The organism is Evansella clarkii (genome assembly GCF_002019695.1).
Classification (GTDB): Bacteria; Bacillota; Bacilli; order Bacillales; family Salisediminibacteriaceae; genus Evansella; species Evansella clarkii.
In genome coordinates this window covers 3773099-3793412 of record NZ_KV917376.1, presented here as the reverse complement: position 1 = coordinate 3793412, position 20314 = coordinate 3773099, and the positions used below count along the sequence as shown (strand labels likewise).

15 protein-coding genes, 1 pseudogene and 1 riboswitch are annotated in these 20314 nt (G+C 33.0%); of the genes and pseudogenes, 12 read left to right on the top strand and 4 right to left on the bottom strand.

Translation table 11 applies throughout. From position 1 onward, the window contains the following. Positions 1 to 59 precede the first annotated feature (59 nt). Positions 60 to 1685, top strand: a pseudogene (locus BK582_RS17765) (DUF2075 domain-containing protein). Positions 1686 to 1914: 229 nt separating this feature from the next. On the opposite strand, the gene BK582_RS17760 reads toward BK582_RS17765, so the two are convergent. Then, the gene (locus tag BK582_RS17760; protein WP_078596327.1) at positions 1915 to 2904 is read right to left on the bottom strand and encodes a DUF6236 family protein; all 990 of its coding nucleotides are present in this window, start codon (positions 2902 to 2904) and stop codon (positions 1915 to 1917) included. Positions 2905 to 3288: 384 nt separating this feature from the next. Between BK582_RS17760 and BK582_RS17755 the strand changes: the two genes are divergently transcribed. Together BK582_RS17755 and BK582_RS17750 are read left to right on the top strand one after the other, a co-directional pair. Continuing rightward, positions 3289 to 5121: a DNA/RNA helicase domain-containing protein gene (locus BK582_RS17755; protein ID WP_169911107.1), complete on the top strand. Its 1833-nt coding sequence runs from the start codon at positions 3289 to 3291 to the stop codon at positions 5119 to 5121. Between the two features lie 111 nt (positions 5122 to 5232). Then, positions 5233 to 6036 (top strand): HNH endonuclease, encoded by an 804-nt coding sequence (locus BK582_RS17750; RefSeq protein WP_078596325.1) that lies wholly within the window; start codon positions 5233 to 5235, stop codon positions 6034 to 6036. Positions 6037 to 6351: 315 nt separating this feature from the next. Here BK582_RS17750 and BK582_RS17745 read toward each other — a convergent pair whose 3' ends face one another. Beyond that, positions 6352 to 6747 carry a (deoxy)nucleoside triphosphate pyrophosphohydrolase gene (locus BK582_RS17745; protein WP_078596324.1) on the bottom strand — a complete coding sequence of 132 codons (396 nt, stop codon included), beginning with the start codon at positions 6745 to 6747 and terminating at the stop codon, positions 6352 to 6354. 284 nt (positions 6748 to 7031) lie between these two features. On the opposite strand from BK582_RS17745, the gene BK582_RS17740 reads away from it, so the two are divergent. The 7 genes from BK582_RS17740 to BK582_RS17710 all read left to right on the top strand — a co-directional run bounded on the left by BK582_RS17740 (position 7032) and on the right by BK582_RS17710 (position 16759). Then, complete coding sequence (locus BK582_RS17740) at positions 7032 to 7301, top strand: helix-turn-helix domain-containing protein (protein ID WP_169911105.1); 270 nt, start codon at positions 7032 to 7034, stop codon at positions 7299 to 7301. A gap of 108 nt (positions 7302 to 7409) precedes the next feature. Next, entirely contained in the window at positions 7410 to 7910 is a 501-nt protein-coding gene (locus tag BK582_RS17735) for a competence protein ComK (protein WP_078596322.1), read from the top strand. Positions 7911 to 8059: 149 nt separating this feature from the next. Beyond that, positions 8060 to 8947, top strand: coding sequence for a hypothetical protein (locus tag BK582_RS17730; protein ID WP_078596321.1), 888 nt, complete (start codon positions 8060 to 8062; stop codon positions 8945 to 8947). 1145 nt (positions 8948 to 10092) lie between these two features. Next, positions 10093 to 12231 carry a DEAD/DEAH box helicase gene (locus BK582_RS17725; RefSeq protein ID WP_078596320.1) on the top strand — a complete coding sequence of 713 codons (2139 nt, stop codon included), beginning with the start codon at positions 10093 to 10095 and terminating at the stop codon, positions 12229 to 12231. Further along, on the top strand, positions 12224 to 12898 hold the full coding sequence (locus BK582_RS17720; RefSeq protein ID WP_078596319.1) for a DUF2290 domain-containing protein: 675 nt from the start codon (positions 12224 to 12226) through the stop codon (positions 12896 to 12898). Before BK582_RS17725 ends, BK582_RS17720 begins: the two co-directional genes overlap by 8 nt. A 648-nt stretch (positions 12899 to 13546) precedes the next feature. Further along, a complete protein-coding gene (locus BK582_RS17715; RefSeq protein WP_078596318.1) occupies positions 13547 to 14317 on the top strand; it encodes a hypothetical protein in 771 nt (256 codons plus the stop codon). 9 nt (positions 14318 to 14326) lie between these two features. Further along, positions 14327 to 16759 carry a DEAD/DEAH box helicase gene (locus BK582_RS17710; protein WP_078596317.1) on the top strand — a complete coding sequence of 811 codons (2433 nt, stop codon included), beginning with the start codon at positions 14327 to 14329 and terminating at the stop codon, positions 16757 to 16759. Between the two features lie 506 nt (positions 16760 to 17265). On the opposite strand, the gene BK582_RS28130 is transcribed toward BK582_RS17710, so the two are convergent. Beyond that, a complete protein-coding gene (locus tag BK582_RS28130; RefSeq protein WP_276328215.1) occupies positions 17266 to 17400 on the bottom strand; it encodes a hypothetical protein in 135 nt (44 codons plus the stop codon). Positions 17401 to 17876: 476 nt separating this feature from the next. Beyond that, entirely contained in the window at positions 17877 to 19094 is a 1218-nt protein-coding gene (locus tag BK582_RS17705; protein WP_078596316.1) for an MFS transporter, read from the bottom strand. 136 nt (positions 19095 to 19230) lie between these two features. On the opposite strand from BK582_RS17705, the gene BK582_RS17700 reads away from it, so the two are divergent. Further along, positions 19231 to 19989 carry a MerR family transcriptional regulator gene (locus BK582_RS17700; protein ID WP_078596315.1) on the top strand — a complete coding sequence of 253 codons (759 nt, stop codon included), beginning with the start codon at positions 19231 to 19233 and terminating at the stop codon, positions 19987 to 19989. Next, positions 19982 to 20113 carry a hypothetical protein gene (locus tag BK582_RS28125; RefSeq protein ID WP_276328214.1) on the top strand — a complete coding sequence of 44 codons (132 nt, stop codon included), beginning with the start codon at positions 19982 to 19984 and terminating at the stop codon, positions 20111 to 20113. Before BK582_RS17700 ends, BK582_RS28125 begins: the two co-directional genes overlap by 8 nt. Beyond that, positions 20104 to 20205: riboswitch (purine riboswitch) on the top strand. Its footprint overlaps the gene before it by 10 nt. Positions 20206 to 20314: the final 109 nt, after the last annotated feature.

Sequence of the window (20314 nt, the reverse complement as noted above, 5' to 3'; positions counted from 1 at the left end):
GTAATTAGATTCATAAATATGGTAAAATTCTTTTAATAGAAAAAGTAAAAGAAATTTATATGAAAGGTAATTTCAAATTGAAGACTTTAGAAATAAAATCAATGGCTTTTAATAAGACCTCAATAGACTCTCTATATAGTCAACCATATTCTAATTATCCTATAGTGTATTTTATAAATAGCAATACTATTGTTTATATTGGAGAAACGGTAGCAGTTAGAAATCGTATGAAAAATCATTTGAAAAATCCAGAAAGAAAATCATTAGATAAATTGACATTAATCATTCATGAAAAATTCAATCGTTCAGCAACATATAATATTGAAACTAAACTTATAAATTATTTTTTAGCTGATGAACGCTATAAGCTCCAAAATAAGAGCCAAACAGCAAATAGTGTTAGCCATAATTATTACGAAAAACCGTTTTATAATGAAGAGTTATTTAATGAAATATGGGATCAGTTAAAGTTAAAGGACTACGTGACGCACTCAAGAGAAGTTATAGAAAATAAAGATATATTTAAATTATCCCCATTTAAAGAGCTTTCAGCTGATCAAATTGATTTAAAAGATAAAATTATTGACGTTTGTCAAACACGTATTAAAGATGAAAAACCATTTGTTTTCCTTATTAAAGGGGAAGCAGGTACAGGTAAAAGTGTGGTGTTAAGCGCGGTCTTTAATCGACTTAAAGAACTAGCAACAGAGAAATCCTCAGATCTTCATAATAATAATAATTATATATTAGTAAACCATAACGAAATGTTAAAAACATACCAAAAAATTGCAGGAAAAGTAAAAGCACTTAAAAAGAATAATTTTGACAAACCTACATCTTTTATTAACAAGCGAAAAAAATCAAACAAAAAGGCTGATATTGTTCTTGTAGACGAAGCTCATTTATTGCTAACCAAACCAGACCGCTTTAATAATTTTGAAGAGAACAATCATCTTGAAGAAATTATGAAATATAGTAAAATTGTTATCTTGGTATTTGATGACAAACAAGTATTAAAAATGAAAAGCTACTGGGATATCGATAAACTAAATAATATCTTAAAAGGAACTCCTTCAGAAGAATATGTATTAAAAAATCAACTTCGCATGCGTGCAAGTCATGAGATGATTCATTGGATAGATCAGTTTATTGAAAAAAGGATTTTACCTCTCCCTAGTGAGGAAGAATTTAAATTTAAAATCTTTGATTCTGCCGCTAAAATGTATAAGGAAATACGTCAGAAAAATAAGGAATTCGGCTTAGCAAGAATGGTATCAACTTTTGACTATATTCATAAAAAGGATGGAAAGACATACTACATAGAAGAAGATCACTATAAATTGCCATGGAATACTACCGAGGGAGATACAAGCTGGGCTTAAAGAAAAGATACTATAAACGAAGTTGGTTCCATTTATACTATACAAGGTTTTGATTTGAATTATGTAGGGGTAATATTAGGGCCATCAGTAAGTTATGATGAGGATAATAACGAATTGAAAATAATTACGGAGAATTATAAGGATACAGAAGCCTTTAGAGGTAAAGATGAATTTAAAGACCCTAAATATATTAAGGAAAAAATCATCTTAAATTCTATTAATGTTCTATTGAAGAGAGGAATAAACGGCCTCTACGTTTTTGCAAGTGATCCAAAACTAAGAGCACGTTTATTGCCATCGTAAAAAAGAGTATCGAGGTATCAAAGTTGCAGAAGATAAAAGCGATTATCAATAGATTAGCAATACTGAATAATTAATAATTCATTGTGTATAAAATACAAGATAATATTGAAATGGGTTAACAATTAAACGTATACTTATTTCAAATAGAGTCAACAACTTTTAGAAGGCCGATTTTTTATAGAGGGCCCCGGCAGTGCCCGCTATATTTAAGGCTATAGCATAATATAGTTTATAATTCTTGTTTTAAATATTGTATATATGTTAACGGATCTTTATTGGTAATTGATTCTTTCATAAATTTACTCCTAACATAATTAATTCCTAATGAAGATATTGCAGAGATAGGAGAGTAAATGTCAAAATTATTCTCGTTAACATAATGGGCTATTGAGGTAGCAAGAGTAGGAATAGTTATTTCTAATGTGCTCCATTGGATAGGGATTTTATATTCTCCCATTAGCTTACAAACATCTTTAAGATGTAACTCATAATCATCCTTATACCTATTAATATTTGAGGGGTTAGAATTAATTTTATCAACCCAATCGTTAATATATCTTCTAAATAATAATAATTCGTCTCTTCTTTCTTTCTTAAACGCTATAATATCCTCTAAAGAAGTGGTAGAAGAAGGTGTGGGTAAGTTCTCAATAACTAAATTTAAATTATAGTCTTTATAGAGTGAATCACTTCTTTCAAAAAGAATATTTTGGTATTCAATTTTATTGGTTGATGTTGTATAGTCTCTTTTTTCACTTGTTGTATGTTGGGCTAATAAACTCATATACAACAATCCTACATTACCTTCCACTATGATTGAATTTAAATTTTCTTTGTTTATCCTAGCAAGATCATTTTCAAATAAATAACGTGTTATATCCTCACTCATTTTACTTCTAAAAATTTCATAAATATTATGTTGTTTCCTAAAATTTTCCCTAGCATATTTTAAAGAATTATCTTGATCCATAATACTTTGTAAATCCTTTAATAGGTTTTTGAATATTTTCCAATCTAAATCTTCAGGACGTATATACTCATATATTCCTTCTGATTCAAGATATTCCATATTAGCTAGGGCCATTTCTTCTTCCTTATCTTTTATAATTCCGCTTACATTCATTGGGTGTATAGATGCAATTTTATCACTATATAACATCGTCTTCTTCATCCAATCGACAGGTAGAATAATTTTAGGGTAATATAACATTTGCCTCATACTTCTTCCTCCTAATTATTACAATTAAAGGGTATTGATTACTTGATAACCTATAAATTTCTAGAAGAATTACTTTTTTAAACATAAACAAATAAAATTAAGTACTATTTTGCTTAAGTTAATGATCGATCAGGCGGCAATTGTTCAGTATGCTTAGTGTGTTCGTACTGAAAAAGGGACATAAGGACATTTATTAAAGCAAAACCATTATATGTAAGAATGCTGCAGGCAAGTCTGAACAAAAAAGTACAGGAAGTTCTTCTCCTGTTCCTACTATAAAAGTATTCATAAATAACTCCTATGTGTTATTTTATATCTATATTTTACCAAAAATATCACATATATTATACAATATATATAAGAAGAAAAAGAGGAGGCTTTTCATTGTCTGTTTCGTGGAAAGGTACTATTGAGCAGTTTCTATCTGCTGACGCAAAAGAATGGTTAAATGAATTAAAAAGAAATACACGCTTTACTGTCAGTGAGGAACAGAAAGATTCTTGGGTAGACTGTTATGATGTATTACAGAGGGAAGTAAACAAGACTAACAATAGATACTTGAAACATTGTGGACTAATATTTGAATATGAACTCCCGCGAGAAGGGGGGAGAAGGCCAGATGTTATCCTTCTTACTGGTGATGCCGTTATAGTTATAGAGTTCAAACGAAAGCACAATTATTCTCAAGCTGATCTTGATCAGCTTTTTGAGTACTCACGAAATCTCCAACACTATCATAAAATCTCTCAGTCGAAACAGGTTATTTCTGTATTATTACCAACTAAAATGACTAGAAGTTCACATAAGGCGAACAGGATGCTTGTGTTAAACCCCAATGACTTACATAAATATTTTGACATTCTTCAGATCAACACTCCACAAATTAATATTAAAGAATGGATCAACTCGGAGTATGCTCCATTACCAAGTATTATTCAAGCAGCACAAACAATTTTTATAGAAAAAGACTTACCACAAATTAAACGGGCACATAGTGCGGGTATTCCACAAACGTTACAAGAATTACATAGGATCGCTGAGGATTCCAAACAAAAAAACGAGCGGAATTTAGTGTTAATTACAGGGGTCCCAGGTGCAGGAAAAACATTAGTTGGGCTCCAGTTCTCACATGAATATGGTAGAGAAGAAAGTGAAAACCAGAAAGCGATTTTTCTGTCTGGAAATGGTCCATTGGTAAAGGTATTACAATATGCCTTACAATCAGATGTTTATGTTAAACCATTAAAAAACTATGTTGCTCACCATGCAATACATCAACGTGAAATTCCAAAGGAAAATATTATTATTTTTGATGAAGCTCAAAGAGCATGGGATAAAGAGAGAATAAATAATCGTTATAATATTTTCAAATCTGAACCAGAATTAATTATATCCACTGCAGATTCAATTAATAATTGGTCGGTGGTAATAGGGTTAGTTGGTGAGGGACAGGAAATACATTTAGGGGAAGAAGGCGGCCTAGGACAGTGGTTTGATGCGTTAATAAAATCAGATAACAATTGGAAAGTACATTGTCCAGAACATGTGGTAGATCAATTTAGAGGGGTAGAACATGAAGTTAATCCATTACTAAACCTATCAGCCTCCTTAAGAACACATATAGCAGAAGATGTCCAATCCTGGATTGGCGCTGTCTTGGATGGCAATAGCAACTTTGCTTGCCAACTATCAGAAAAGATTCAAAAGCAAGGATACCCTATGTACATAACAACAGAATTAAACGATGCTAAAAGGTACTTGGTTGATAGGTATGAAGGTAAAGAGTATAAGCGTTATGGTCTTCTTGCTTCTTCCAAAAGTAGAATGTTACCTTCATTTGGTGTATACAATGATTTTAATTCAACAAAAAGGATGCATGAAGGTAAGTGGTTTAATGAACCACCAAACTCTAGGGATTCATGTTGTAGTTTTAACCAAGTTGCTACAGAGTTTTCTTGTCAAGGGTTAGAGCTTGATTTGCCAATAGTTTGTTGGGATGCCGACTTAATTAGAGAAAATGAAGTATGGGAAGCAAAGGTAAGTACAAAAGGTGCAAAAAATACAAAACAATTAAGGTTAAATAGTTATCGTGTACTTCTATCCAGGGGAAGAGATGGTCTAATTATATTCGTACCACCAGTTCCCCCATTGGAAGAAACGTTTCAATTTTTAAAGAAATGTGGGCTTACGCCTTTAGAACAAGCAAATACAATTTGACATTTTTTTTGTAATTAGAGCTTTATGTTTTTATTTAAATTCTGCGTGTATTTATGGTTGTTAGTAAAATTAAGTTATATCATTGGAATAAAATAAAAGGGAGAGATAAGAATGTTTAAACCAGGAAAAGTTTACAGACGAAGAAGTATACATGAGAAATATGGTGGACAAAATCAAAGTGGTATAAGTACTCCGAGGAGCTTTCCATTTATAATGATTTTCACTGGAGATAGTGGTGAAGAATATGGTTATAAAGACGGATGGCAAGATAATGGTGTTTTTTATTATACCGGAGAAGGGCAAGAAGGAGATATGAATTTTAATAAAGGTAATAAAGCCATTCGTGATCATGTTGAAAACGGTAAGGATATTTATCTATTTGAATATGTAAAGACAGGCCATGTAGAGTTTATAGACAATATGACTTGCATAGGTTACCACAATAGGCGTTCTACAGATCGTTTAGGTCATATGAGAGAGACGATAGTATTTGAATTAGTTAGAACTGAAGAGTTAACAGAAGGAGTCGAGGAAGAGATAAATGGTGAAATTAATAATGATTCATTAAGTGAACTTAGAAAAAAAGCCGTTGACTCTGCCGAAGAAGAAGTCACAGTAACAGAAAGAGTAACAAAGTCTGTGAAAAGAAGTAAGGCGATTAAGTTATATGCTTTAAAAAGGGCAAAGGGCATTTGTGAGGCCTGTGATACTGAAGCACCTTTTTATACAAAAGAGGGACAACCCTTTCTTGAAGTTCATCATTTAAGAAGGTTGTCTGATGGTGGACCTGACCACCCTGAATCTGTTGGGGCAATATGTCCAAATTGTCATAGACGTTGTCATCATGGAAGGGATTTTAAAGAATATAATGCTATGTTGGTCGAAGTGGTTCGTAATAAAGAAATGAATTTATAAAGAATAATTTATGGGAGAACTAAAAACATTATTTTGATTAAATCATTTTAAATTTATGGCGAAAGAAGAAATTTAATTATGCATGTGACGGTTCTCTGCTTCTAAAATTTCATCTAATCGAAGGTGTAGAACAGAACCGTCTCTGTCCTCCCAAAGATGAAACGGGATACTCAGTTCTTCAATAGAAGAAATGAGAAAATGCACTAACAAGTAATAGTAAGGTTTACGACGTTACTATATACGATATAAGCTGTGCATCTGATAATAAATTATTTTCGGATCAGAAGCAGGCTTTTTTATTAAGGTTCATGAAGACTATTTTTCATTAACTAATTGTTCAACAGCCGGTATATCGGCCGGTGCCCAGACTAAAGATTTAAGGTTCTCTCGTTTGAACCAAATCAGCTTTGAATGCTCAGTAGCCGTTGGCGTACCCCTCACTAATTTTGCCTTAATAGCAATTAAATTGATGGTGAAATTTTCATAATCATGAGTATTATCATTAAAGACTTCTTCAGTATGTATTTCACAATCCATTTCTTCTTTAATTTCTCTTCTTAATGCTTCATAAATATCTTCGTCTTTTTCAACCTTCCCGCCTGGGAACTCCCACATGTTTGGTATGCTCATTTCAGGTGACCTTAAGGCACATAAAATTTCATTTTCGTCATTTTCTATGATGGCTGCTACTACTTTTACTGCTTTGTTCATTTGTTCCTCCCACAATTAATATCTTTTACTTTCTCAACCACTAGTTTAAAGAAATTAATTTAAGAAGTAAAACAAGAAAGTGCAGGAGTTATTTTATTTTACAGCTTTAAAAAATGGATCTTCCGTAATTTTTCAAAGAAGAAATTCTGCAAGAGACAATATAGTTCCTTTAAAATTTTTAAAAAAACTAAGATTATTTTACATATACTGTAAAAATGTGAACTTTTCTTCATGGTGCAAACCTTTTTGCGAATAGATAATGTTTGTAAAAAGGAGCATAGCTGTTGAAGGATGATAAATTAGCAGAAGAAATAAACGTAGTTTTAGGGAGACATATTCGTAATCTAAGAAATGATAAAGACTTTTCCCAGGAGGAGTTAGCATTTCGCGCAAATTTTACTTACCGTCAGCTCATTGATATTGAAAAGGGCAGATCCGGTTTTACTACAAGTACTCTTTATGATTTATCAAAAGGGCTTGATGTTAAGCCAACAACAATAATTAAGCCGCTGGATGATTTATATAACGAAAAAAAGAACATAGACAAGGAGTAGGGAAGCCTCTCCCGCTCCTTTGCTAGAACTTCAACCTCTTGTTTGCCTCATGTTTCACCCATATACATTCCCATTCACTACCCATCCCACCAATAAGGAGCTGTTTCAATGAACGAAATTATTCTGGAAAACTATCGAATTAATGGGCAGACTTTGGCGATCCTGCCGGTTTACCATATTGACTATCAGTCTGTAGTGATGGAAGGCTCGAAAACAATTTATGTAAAAGCGAAGCCGATGAAGCTGATTGAGTCGGCCTGTATTTCCGGTGGTGCTGATTATAATGGTAGGCGGCGGGCGGTTATGTGCCAGCTGGATATCAGGCGCAAGGTGCCGATCCCTGTTAACCGTGAGAAGGATATATACGCATTTCCCACTCATTCACCGAAACAGTATGACTGCCACTGGCTTTTCTACTCCCAGATCTTCTGTATTACCCCTCACCCAGATAACCCGAATAAATCCCAAATTACCTTTATAAATGAACGACGGCTTGAACTTGATATTGCCCCATGGCTCTTAGTAAAACAAATGTATAAAACCGGCTATGTAAAAACGAAATTTGGTCTTGAACTTACGGATCTCCATAGTTCCACGAAGATGCTTTAACTGAGAGCAGGGAGCTGACATAGTTTAGATGTGTGATTGCCAGGCTACAGAAAGCTCCCGCCTTCTATTTTCATTCCCACTTTATCTTTCCCCGTAAGGTCTTTAAGAAGTGCCCCGCAATTTACCCCATTTTGAAGGAGAAGTGTCCCATGATGAAGATTGGTTCTGTTGAGAGTTTCCGCGAGTTTTCCCATTTCGGGAGTGTTAGTGAGTTTAATGAGCATGTGCGGTGCTGGCTAGATGTGTATGGCGAGAGGTTTACGAAGGGGGAGAGGGTTGGCCTCAGCCGCCTACTTCGCTATGCGGTGAAGGTGACGGGTGTTGCGACCGGGAGGATTGGTACGTTTCTGAAGGCGATTCATGAGGAGTACGCTGGCAATGGGATTTCCCGGTCAACGTTTAAGCGGATGGTTGTGAAGGCGAAGGAGATTGGGATGCTCTGTGTATTTGAGCTGGAGCGGGAGAAGGGCGGCCAGTCGAGTAATTTGTATGTGTTTCAGCGGTATGGGGGAGAGGAGGGGTTGGTTGTTTCGTCGGCGGTGGAAGTGAAGGAAGAAAAGGCGGGTTATCGTGTAGGTGTTGTGGAGGAAACTAAGGCGGAGTATGGTAGTGACGTTGTTGTGTCTGGTACGTATGGGAACGATGAACTACCCAACCAGGAACAATTGAACCACCATAAAACTTATTCTTCTTTTAAAACTAAAACAAAAGAAAAAGATAATAAACGTAACGAACCGTTGGATCACAAATTTACGTGTGAATTTGTTCCTAAGAAATTCGTGAGCCTTGCGAAGTGCTTTTATGATTCGGCAGCTGTGATTGAGGAATACTGGAAGATGGTGAAAATCGCCGCGTATAAGAAAGTGTTTGACCAGGAGCCTGAGGTTATGTTGGAGGTAGGTTTGTCAGGGTTTCGGCAGATTGTGCGGGCATTGAAAAAAGGGCGGGTTAGGAAGCCAATCGCTTATTTCTATGGTGTGGTGAACAGGAAGTTTAAGGGGGAGTTTGACAGGATGGTGGAAGAGTGGGAGGAGTAAAATCAAAATCCATATCTCTTTATTTTTCGGTAAATTCATTTTTCTCATTCTCACTTGGGTTCATGTGTTAAGAATAAAGATTTTCTGTATCTTATATAGATTCCAATAACAGGTATATTAGAGCACATTTATAAAAGTAAAGATACTTGGCCGAGGGTTTTTCATTTTTAGGTAAATGCGACCGGGGGTGCCAAACCTAAATGTTGCTTTCTAGTAGGAGCATAAAGGCTACGGCATTTCCAGCTCGTCATCAAATCGTATAAGGTTAAAGGCCAAGAGGAAGAGGCTTGGTCTCCTCGTTGTATTTGAGCTGTTTTGAAAAAACGGAGGACAGTCGGTCCATTTGTATGTTTGTAATTCTAAGATTTGCGGGACTGGATAAAAAAAGAGGCGGTGATAGTAGAGAGTAATTATGGAGAATGTTATTACGTATTTGAAATGGTGGAGTACGGAGCAGTGGAGGGACTGTGATATTTAAAACTAAAATTAAAAAAGTGAAAATAAACGTCACAAACCGTTGCATCACCGGTTTATTTGCGATTCTGTCCCTAAAGAATGCGTAAGTCTGGTGGTTTTAAAATGGTTCGGATGTAATTGAGGAGTACTAGAAGATAGCATATAAGAAGAAGTTCGAGCATGAGTGGGGCTAAATTTGGAGGTTAGGGCGAATTGATATTGGCAGACGATATGGGGCGAACGAGAATTCAAGGACGGGTTTAGCAGTCTAATTAGTAAGTTGAAATTAATGATTGAAAATGTCTGAATTTTAGTGGGGGCTTTTTAGGGAGAAATGGAGGTTTGGTTACAGTAAAGCGTATAATTCAACTCACTGCTATTATCCGGTTCTTTGAATATACGGTGATTGCAAATTCAGTATTAATTTGGATGAAATATTCGGGTGGATTAAGGTTTTATAAGAACATGTTATGGATCTTTTTTTATCCCTTTTTAACACTGTAAACTGAAACAGGAAGTATTGGTTTGGGATTTCATGGCAAAACAGATATGGCTATCAATAGATTTATTTATGTTATTATAACCATAAAATAAAATACCTCACCAATAAAAATTTAGATATAATTAAAATTGAATGAGTTAAAAGAAAAGTAGTACTTAAATTTTATCCAATGGAAGGAGCTTATTGTATGGAGTTAGATATAGTCAGAGGTATTGTACGCAATAGACAGGCTACGGACTTGTTAATAGAAGATTTAAATGAAAGTAATATAAATGGAACACTTTTCTTAGGGTATTTACTAAAAGCTGCTGATTCAAAAGTTATTACTGTAGATGCTATGTTAGTTTCTGAACAGTTTGGATTAATTGCTTTTATTTTTGCAACGCATGATAAAGAAGAAGTATATGATCAATATGATCAGATGTTTTTCCAATTAGAAAGTACATTAATGCAATATAATTCTCTAAGGAGAGGTAGAAGGCTTGCATTCGAGCCTAACGTAATTACATTCTTTCCATTAAAAGATGCAACAGAAATTCCGAGCTCTAGAGACGGAAATGAGTATTTATTTGCAGATTCAACTAACATTAAAGACGTAATTGATCGTTTAGATGGTTTTGACTCTAACCTATATGCAAGATTACAAGAAGCATTACAAAAAGTTTCCACAATGAAGCCTAAGAAAGAGAGAGAAAATGTTACTAAGGAGAATTCATTAGGTCATAAAATTAAAATAATTGAGAAAGAAATCGCAAATCTTGATCAATGGCAAAAGAAAGCTGCTTTTGAAGTTCCGGAAGGCCCTCAACGAGTAAGAGGTTTAGCTGGGTCTGGTAAAACAGTAGTTTTAGCTTTAAAAGCAGCATATCTTCACGCGCAGCATCCAGAATGGGAAATTGCTGTTACATTTTATACTCGTGCACTTGGACAACAATTTCGCAATATGATAAGAAACTTCTCTTTTGAATATTTAGGACATGAACCCAATTTTAAAAAATTACATATATTACATGCCTGGGGGACAGCAAATGAGGAGGGGGTTTATTCCGTAACATCTAGGACATTAAATATGGTGCCTGTCACCTTTAATGCAGCAAAAACTAAATACGGTAGAGAGGGTTCTTTTGAAGGTATTTGTAATGAGTTGCTTCAGAGTATGAATGACACATATACTCCATATTATGATGCAGTCCTGATAGATGAGGCTCAGGATATGCCAAAAAGCTTCTTTAAAATTTGTTATAGAATTACAAAAGACCCAAAAAGAATTGTGTTTGCCTATGATGAATTGCAAAACTTAACAAATGATGGTATGCCTGAAGTAAAGGAATTATTTGGTGTAGATAAACAAGGTGCGCCGTTAGTAACTTTAGATAGTGCAGAAAATAGTGCACAACAAGATATTGTCTTACCAATATGTTATAGAAATTCCAGATGGACTTTAACTCTTGCTCATGCTTTAGGATTTGGTATTTATCGGACTGGTGGCTTAGTGCAACTTTTTAAAGATTTAAAGTTATGGGATGATATTGGATATAGAAAAGTTTCTGGATTGTTGGAATATGGGAAAGAAGTGTCGTTAAAAAGAAAAGATGAATCGTCACCGAGTTATTTTGATGAACTAGTAGGGGCCTCTGAAGCAATAGAAGTTAAATCTTTTAGCAACGTTCAGGAACAATACTATTGGGTTGCACAACAAATCGAAAATGATATTCAGAATGAAGAGTTAGATTATGATGATATTCTCGTTATTTTTCCCGATGCATATTATTCGAGAAGTGAGTATATGGATTTTAGAAAATATCTCTTAGCTAAAAACATAGAGTCACTTCTAGCAGGTGTTACCACAGATAGAGACACATTTAGAGTAGATGATATCGTGACTTGCGCTAATATTTTTCGTGCAAAAGGTAACGAAGCTCCAAAAGTATATATTGTTAACTCTGAACACTGTGCAACTGGGACCGAAATGATTAAATTAAGAAATACTCTTTTTACAGCCATAACACGTTCGAGAGCTTGGGTAAAGATTTGTGGAGTAGGAAATAATATGAAAATTATTGAAAGCGAAGTTAATAAATGTATTCATCGCGATTATAAATTAGTATTTAAAATACCGACTCTTGAGGAGTTAGAACGAATGCAGTTGATTCATGGAGATAGGTCAGAAGAAGAGAAGAAAATAATTAACCAAGCTGCGCTTAACCTTTCTGAAATTATTGAGTTAGTTGAAAAAGGTATAGTAGATCCTAGTACAGTTCCTGAACTTGAAGCATTGATAAATACATTAAAGTCTAGAAAAGACATTGAGGAAGACAGTGAATAAAAACGTCTTATCTATAAAAGAACAAATTGAAAATTCTCTCGAGGTTCTACTAAATCTAAAATTAATAAAATTCTATAATCCAGTTAAAGTGGATTATGATCAAGGAATGGATAAAACAATATTATCATGGTTTAACCATAAAGGTGGAAGAGAGGTAAGTAGTAATGCTTTTTTAAAGATTTCTCAATACCTTACTCTATTAGAGCATGGAGCTTATCATATACTAATGAATGATTACTCCATAATACGATTTTCGTTTACATTTGAACATAATAAATTAATTTCTCAAAATTTACTTTGGTGGCCGTGCCCAGTTTACGTTGATTTTGAAGACGACGGAGAATTTTCTCCTTTTGAAATTGTTAAACTGTATATTGAAGATCGAGAAAATTTGAGAATGAGATCCCCAATAAGAGTTGACTTTGATTTAAGCAATGATACACCCAATCATCCTAAAGCACATATTCATACTCAACATCCAAAGTCAAGGATGAATACCATTAAGCCCATATGTTTTAACACATTTATAAGATTTATTTTGAATCATTATTATCCAACGATAAATTTTTCTGAGGATGATTTTCCTAGTGCACCTATTTTGGCCAAATCTACACAAGAAATATCGTATAATTTAAAAGATCAGCTAGTTATTTCACAACACTTTTAGAAGAGAACTCTATATTATTTATGGTGAAGAGGTTTGGGCTACCTCTTCATTTATTTAATTTTTGTGTTTTCTATCCTTTTATATTTCTTTAAGACAAGGTAAATTTCAGCTGTCCAGGACGTTTAATTTCACATAAAATCGTCGGGTTAAAAGGTACTTTGTCGATTCCGTTCAACTAATAACCTGAAAATATAGTAAACGTTTATTAATGCTGTATTTTTCTGAATTTTCAGGACAGCAATGGGTACTTCATCCTCGTACCGCTCTGGACAGCTTCTAACCCTGCCACCCATCGGTCCCCATTAACCACCACTCATCTTGTGTGCAGTGTTAATGTTTCATTCTTCTTCAGTACAGCACTGGGCATTAACAATGCAAGTAATATCCTGGGAAATATATAGTTAAAAGTTAATATTACCTACTGTGAAACGAAAATAACTATATACGATTAAACTACTAAAAAATATTAAATTTATTTTCAGGAAGATTAGTTACACATTTAGGCCCGTAAATAGTAATAAATTACATGAATTTTCTTTCTAAAAAGGAAAAATTATCAATTATGTAGAAATTAATTAAGAAAGGGTTATAAAACATATTAGTTTGTAATCAATAATAAAGTCCTATAATTTAAGGTGTGAATTAAAGATGAGTGAAAAGTCCATTCTATTCCATTCAAAGAAGGTTATAGATAATTATTTTGAAATACATGTAGTAGATGTGAAAGAATATAGTCTTGAACTTATCGATTTTATTAATGAACATTTTGTTAATATTTGCGAAGGTGCAAGTGGAAGTAATGTAGAGACAGTGAAAAAAAGAGCACTTGAATTTTTAGAGAGTAAAGCAATCGGTACAAAAATGGGTGCAATTGCTGAATTCTTTGTACATTTATATTTAAAAAATTTAGGATTTAAACAGGAATGTATGTTCTTTAATTTAGAAGAAAACTCAATAAAAAAAGGCTTCGATGGTTATTATTCGTTTGAAGAAGTTGAATGGATAATGGAGAGTAAATCGGGGAGTAAAGACAGCAAGAATAGTAGTCATCATAATAAAATTACCAAGGCCTATGATGATTTAGTCGATAAATTTAATGGGGAGGTAAAAAATAACCCGTGGAAAAATGCTTATAATCATGCTTCTCAAATAGATGTAGGTACTGAGAAAAATATTAGAGATAACATTAAAAAGTTATCAGATAATTTCACTAATAAAAAATTTGCTTCTATAAATGATTTTCATATTATTCCTGCTTCTACTATTTACTTAGAGGGTGATTGGGAAAATTATGATTATGAAGATTTAAGATCAAAACTAATTAAAAGCATTTCCGAATTTAAATTCAAAGAGATAATAGTAATTTGTGTTACTAAAAAATCAATAGACTTATTTATGGATTTTTTATATGATTTGTGAGGTGCTGAAATGGACGAAAAAGAAAAAAGGAAGCTAACTAGTATAAACAAAATTGATGTATTCAATAGTATATTAAAAAAAATAACTAAAGGGGAATCGCTAGAAAATAATGAGAAAAGTTATATTCTTAGTTGTGCAATTATGTTTATTCAGCATTATGAGCAAGATCGTAGATATACAAGTTATTTAGAGTTTGGGTATTATATTATATTAAAATATTCTATACAATATCAAGATTATTCTCCATTATTTGATTTTGCTCTTAACTTTGGTTTTTATCCAATAGCTAAAGAGATAATTAATCATAATTTATTAGACGAGGTTAAATTAAATGATAGCCTAATCGAATTAAAGCTAGATAGTTACATAAATAATGGATATATTGAAACATATGAGCAAAATAAGGCTAGACTTAATTTAATAAATAATAGTAATCAAGAAATGAGTTATGTTGCTCCAACTTCGTTTGGTAAAAGTTCTTTAATAATTGAGCATCTTTTAAGTAATATCAATAAAAGGGTTGGAATAATTGTTCCAACTAAATCACTGTTGACTCAAACGTATAAATTAATTAGGGAAGCTAATCTCAAAAAAAGAATGTTAATACATGATGAAATGTATCAACAAGACGAAGAATTTATTGCTGTATTAACACAAGAAAGAGCTTTAAGATTATTGGATAAACATGATACCGCATTTGACATTTTGTATATTGATGAAGCACATAACATTTTTGATAATGATCCGCGAAATATAATGCTTTCTAGACTAATTCGAAAAAATAGAGTAATAAATCCTCAACAGAAAGTGGTTTACCTATCACCTTTAATTACTGATAGTAATAATTTAAAATTTGATGATTTGCAAGAAATCAGTGAGCAAAGAATCACACATAATCTTAAGGAACCTGAAATTTATGAATATAGATTGAACGGTGAAGTATATCAATATAACAGATTTGTTAACGAATTCTTTTATCTAAAGTCTTCTTCCGATAGCTTATCATATATTATTGCAGAGAAAAGGAAAAAAAACTTTATATATATACGTTCTCCCAAAAAAATTGAAATGTTTGCTAATGAGTTTGCAGATGAACTAAAGTTAATAAAGAAAACAGACGATTTAGAAGAACTGCTTGATGAACTTAAAAGGTTTGTGCATAAAGACTTCTTTATGATTGATTTACTATTAAAAGGTGTAATGTATCTGCATGGAAAACTACCGGATATATTAAAAGAATATTTAGAATTTAAATTCAAGAAAATTAGTGATTTAAAATTTGTTGTGGCTAATAGTGTAATTTTAGAAGGGATAAATTTGCCTATAGATACTCTTTTTATTCTTAATACATATGAGTTAAAAGAAAAGAAACTTACGAATTTAATTGGAAGAGTGAATAGATTAAATAATATATTCGGTTCCAAAAATGAAAATCGTCTTGAAAAATTACTGCCTCGTATACATTTTGTTAACCATGAGACTTATAATCGAACGAACAGTAAAATGGAAAATCAAATAACAACTCTTAGAAGTAATATATTTAAAGATGAAATTAAAAACCCAGTATTGAATACATTTGATATTGAAAAGGTTAGAGGAAGCCAAAACCTCAAAGAAAAATTAATAAACATAAAAGAAAATGAAGATTTTGTTTTTAATGAAGAGCAAGATGAATTAAGTAAACTTAGAAGATACTTAATTAATTCAGGCATAGAACCTATATATAAGTTAGATGAATTTGTGTTAGAAAAAATCTTAGAAAGATTAAAAGGTGGTTTTAGAGAATTTATAAAAAATTGGTCAAACATGGACTTAATAGATAAAATTTACTGTATTTTTATTTACGGTTTAGAAGATTATGTTACAGATTATGAATTTTATCGTTTAAAATATATTGAGTCAAGAAACTTTTATAAAATGCATATACTAAATAGCCGTAAAAAATCATTAAAAGAAAATATCGAATCCACCTATACATACTTTAAGAGAAGAGCTAAATCTAATAACAGTTTATTTTTTATGGGTGAATCTTATGGTGAGGTAGTAAATGAGAATAATCGTTATATAAGCCCCAAAAGAGTTTATGTTGATTTATCAAAGAAAACTGATGTCGAGATTATTAACCTGGCAATTGTAAAGTTAAAGTTGGAGGATAATTTCGTTGATCACAAACTTAATAAGTTAATTATCGCTTTGTTTGATTATAATTTAATTACAGAGGATTCATATTACTTAGCTATTTACGGAACAAAAGACCTAAAAAAAATTGAGTTTATAAAAACTGGATTATCTTTAAATTTAATTAATCAACTCCAAAAGGATGATCAATTAGCTAATATTACTTTTGATGATAAAAACAACATTCAAACTAATGAGGAATTCAAAGAGTATAAAAAGAGAATAAGCGGTTTATACCGGTTTGAATTAGATAAATATTTATAATATTAACTACTTTATATTCGTAAGTTTAGGTGCTGTTAGAGCGACGAACACTTGAGAATTGGAAGAAAACAGAGAAAATAAAAAGTAAGCACAATAAGCATTGGAAAGTCGCTCGGTGTGCTTACTTTGTTTGATTAGTATAAAGCCTCTTAGTCCTCCATAATTTCTGGTGACAGGTAAAGGGTTAAGTATTTCCCGCATTGTCCAACTATAGAAAATTCAGCTTCTTTCAAGCATTGGCCTGGAATGGCGGTGTAGAAATCGGTCCGACTTTAACATCCATATTTCACATTTTTAGCTTTCACTAAAACACCTCGTACATGCAGGGACCTTACATATTTAGGGATGTCTGTTATTACACCAGCATGGAATAATATCCATTCATCAGGTGCGAAGTCCTCATTGTTAAATTGTAAATCTTTATATCTGATAAACTCCTCCTATTTAATAAACAACACCGGCGTCTTAGCACTTCCTATTTTTTGCTTATCTTATCTTATCTAATTTTAGATCACCAACCGCACAGTCTCAGCATCATTATCCAGTCGGAAGCTTTCTTTTTTATCTCCACAGATAAGTTCGTAATCACCTAGGAATCCTTCAAAAGTGACCTTTCCGTTGTCATCTGTCTTGTGTGTCACGTTTGTATACCAATCTTCTTTGATCAGTTTCTTTAATACTTCGTATGACGGTTTCGGACTATAATCTTTTCGGATGAATCGGAAGGCGCATTAATCCAGGCTCCATCGTCACTGAATTGCCAGGAGGAGATGGCTTCTACTAAAGGATGTTCAAATAGTATGATTTACATTTCCTCTGATTCTTTTGCCTTGCGTTCTTCACATTCAGGAGTAGACGGCCAATCTGTTACTTTATAGTCATTTGGATCCACAATTTCAGGTGGCATAAGGTGGCCGGATAACAGGGTGTTTTCGGGAAAATGGATAGGCAGACCAAACTGGGAAAATCGTTATAATACTTCTTCTAATTTTTCACACCCAAAAACTTACGGTTTGTTTAAACGTCACCTCATTTCCGGAAGCGGAATCCCCTGATGCATCAACTAATTCGATTGTCCTTAAAGCCATAAATCCAAAAAAACTTTCCTGAAGGTATATTAGTAGTTAGACTTGTAATCTCTAAACGTCTTCCCTCTCCATAAAATGGCAAGAGCAATAATTAATCCAACAATAGAAAAGGACAGAATGACTAATTGAATATCATATCCTCTGGAAACGAGTAAAGTTACACTTCCATAGGCGAGCGGATCAAAACCGTTCATTGCTAAAAAGACAATACTCATGACCCTTCCCATAATGCGGGGGTCAGTATCTTCTTGTGCTGAAGTGAAAAATGGGATGGCTACAAATGTCATGGTAAATCCAATTAAGAACGCTAACGCTGTTAAAACATACAAATTAGGAATTTGACTAAAAGCTATAGCCACGATTAATGTTGCAATTAAGCCTGCAATTGATGTTAATCCCCTGCGGCGTATTTTGATCATACCGATTACTGCTGTACTTATTAGCATCCCAACCCCTAAAGCAGCTTCAATGTAACTAAGATTAATGGGTGACCCTCCATACGTTTCTACTAAAATAGGGATTGCAATGGATATCGCTCCGAAGGCAAAAAAGTTTAACGTAATTAAAATAAGGATCCCTGTAATCAAAAATTTACTTGTTTTTACATAGAAAAAACCTTCTTTGAGATCTTTAAATGGTGTTTGCTTTATTGTATTCACTACAGGACCTTCTTTTAAGAATGGTGGAAACATAAAAAAGGCAGACAATAGAACAAAAATGGCCGAGACTAAATAACTAGTTGTTACACCACCGTATTCCATGACACTTCCAGAGATAACAGGTCCAATAACAAAACCAATTTGACCCAGTCCCTGAATAACGGCATTTGCTTGTTTTATTTGATTCTTCTGTACTATTTTCGGAATTAATGATGTCCCGGCTGGTCCGGAAAAGGCATCTAATGTTCCGAAAAAAAATCCCAAAATGATCAAGTATGCAAATGTTAATTGATCTGCATGGTGCAATAAAAATATGATAACTAGCAGAACTCCCTGGATTGAACTCGTACTGAACATTATTGTCGTCTTCTTGAATTTATCGGCGAGAACTCCACCAAATGCCATCATGAGAATACGTGGCACAGTAATGGCAATAAGAATAATGCCCAATGAACGGGCAGAACCTAAATCAGAAATGACAAACCAGGATGTGGTCATGAAAAACATGCTGAAACCAATAATTGCCAAAAACCCACCGATAAATAGAAATATAAAAGGGCGATTTCGAAATAATGATTGTTGTTCCATAGATAATCTTCCTCTCAAACTTATTTATAGAACCAATCATAAATTGTGACGTAATGTCGTAAGCAAACTTTTATTATTAAAGTGTATTGATTGTGACCCTGCGTAACAGTTTATAATTTAGTAAGGTGGTGTTTACATGGAAATGACAATTGGTCAATTTGCAAAATTAACAGGTTCGACAGTAAGAACATTACGATACTACGATAAAATTGAGTTACTAACCCCAAAAAAATATAATAAAAACGGCCGAAAAGTATATACACGTTTAGACTGGGAACTTTTTCAGCAAATAATGATTTTGAAACATTTTGGTTTATCCTTAAAAGAAATAAAAGAACAGTTGACTAATGAAAAGTTAAAAAATAGAGATTTATTGCTGGTACAAAAGCAATTAATTGAAAAAAAACAAGCGGAATTAAATGATAAGTTAGAAGTAATTACGAGAATGGAGAGGCTGTACAATATAGAAGGTATTTCTGAGGAAGAATTAAATGAATTTGCTTTTATTATGCTTGATTTATTCAGGCGGGAAAAATCACAAATCCAAATATGGGAAGAACATTTTATAAATGACAAGGAGATCCTGAAAGAAATAAAGCTGCTTAATGATCCTGAATACAAGGAGCAGATGGATAGAGAAATCTGGCAATTAATTCGAGCGATCAGAAATGCTATTCATTATGATGATTCTGCAAGCAGAAAAAAAGTACAGGAAATTCTAGATAAAATGGATAACCTATTCCCTGCGATTAGAAACTTTTTAAGACTTGTGGAGGATGATCATTTTTTAGCAAAGTACAATCATGAATTTACTATTTATTTTCCTGAAAACATAGCTGACTATATTTATAAGGCATTGAAATCATATTATAATGAGAAAGAGAATAATGAGTAAGGTAGAATCAGAAAAGGTTTGTGTATTTAATCTTGCTGAAGAAAGTAAACTGGATACGAAAACACATCACTGGAAACAAATTGTTGAAATACAATGTTTGGATGATATACTAATTACAAACTAAATCATGTTTTTCATATAATCGCGGGGATATGGCCTGCAAGTTTCTACCAGTTTACCGTAAATAAACTGACTATGGAAAGCTAGTACGGATAACATTCAGACGGATGTTTTATAATATCGAACTATAAAGCTCGAAGTACATGCTTTTTACATAGTAAAGCGTGCGCTTCGAGTTTTTTCGCAGATGATATGAAAGACACAT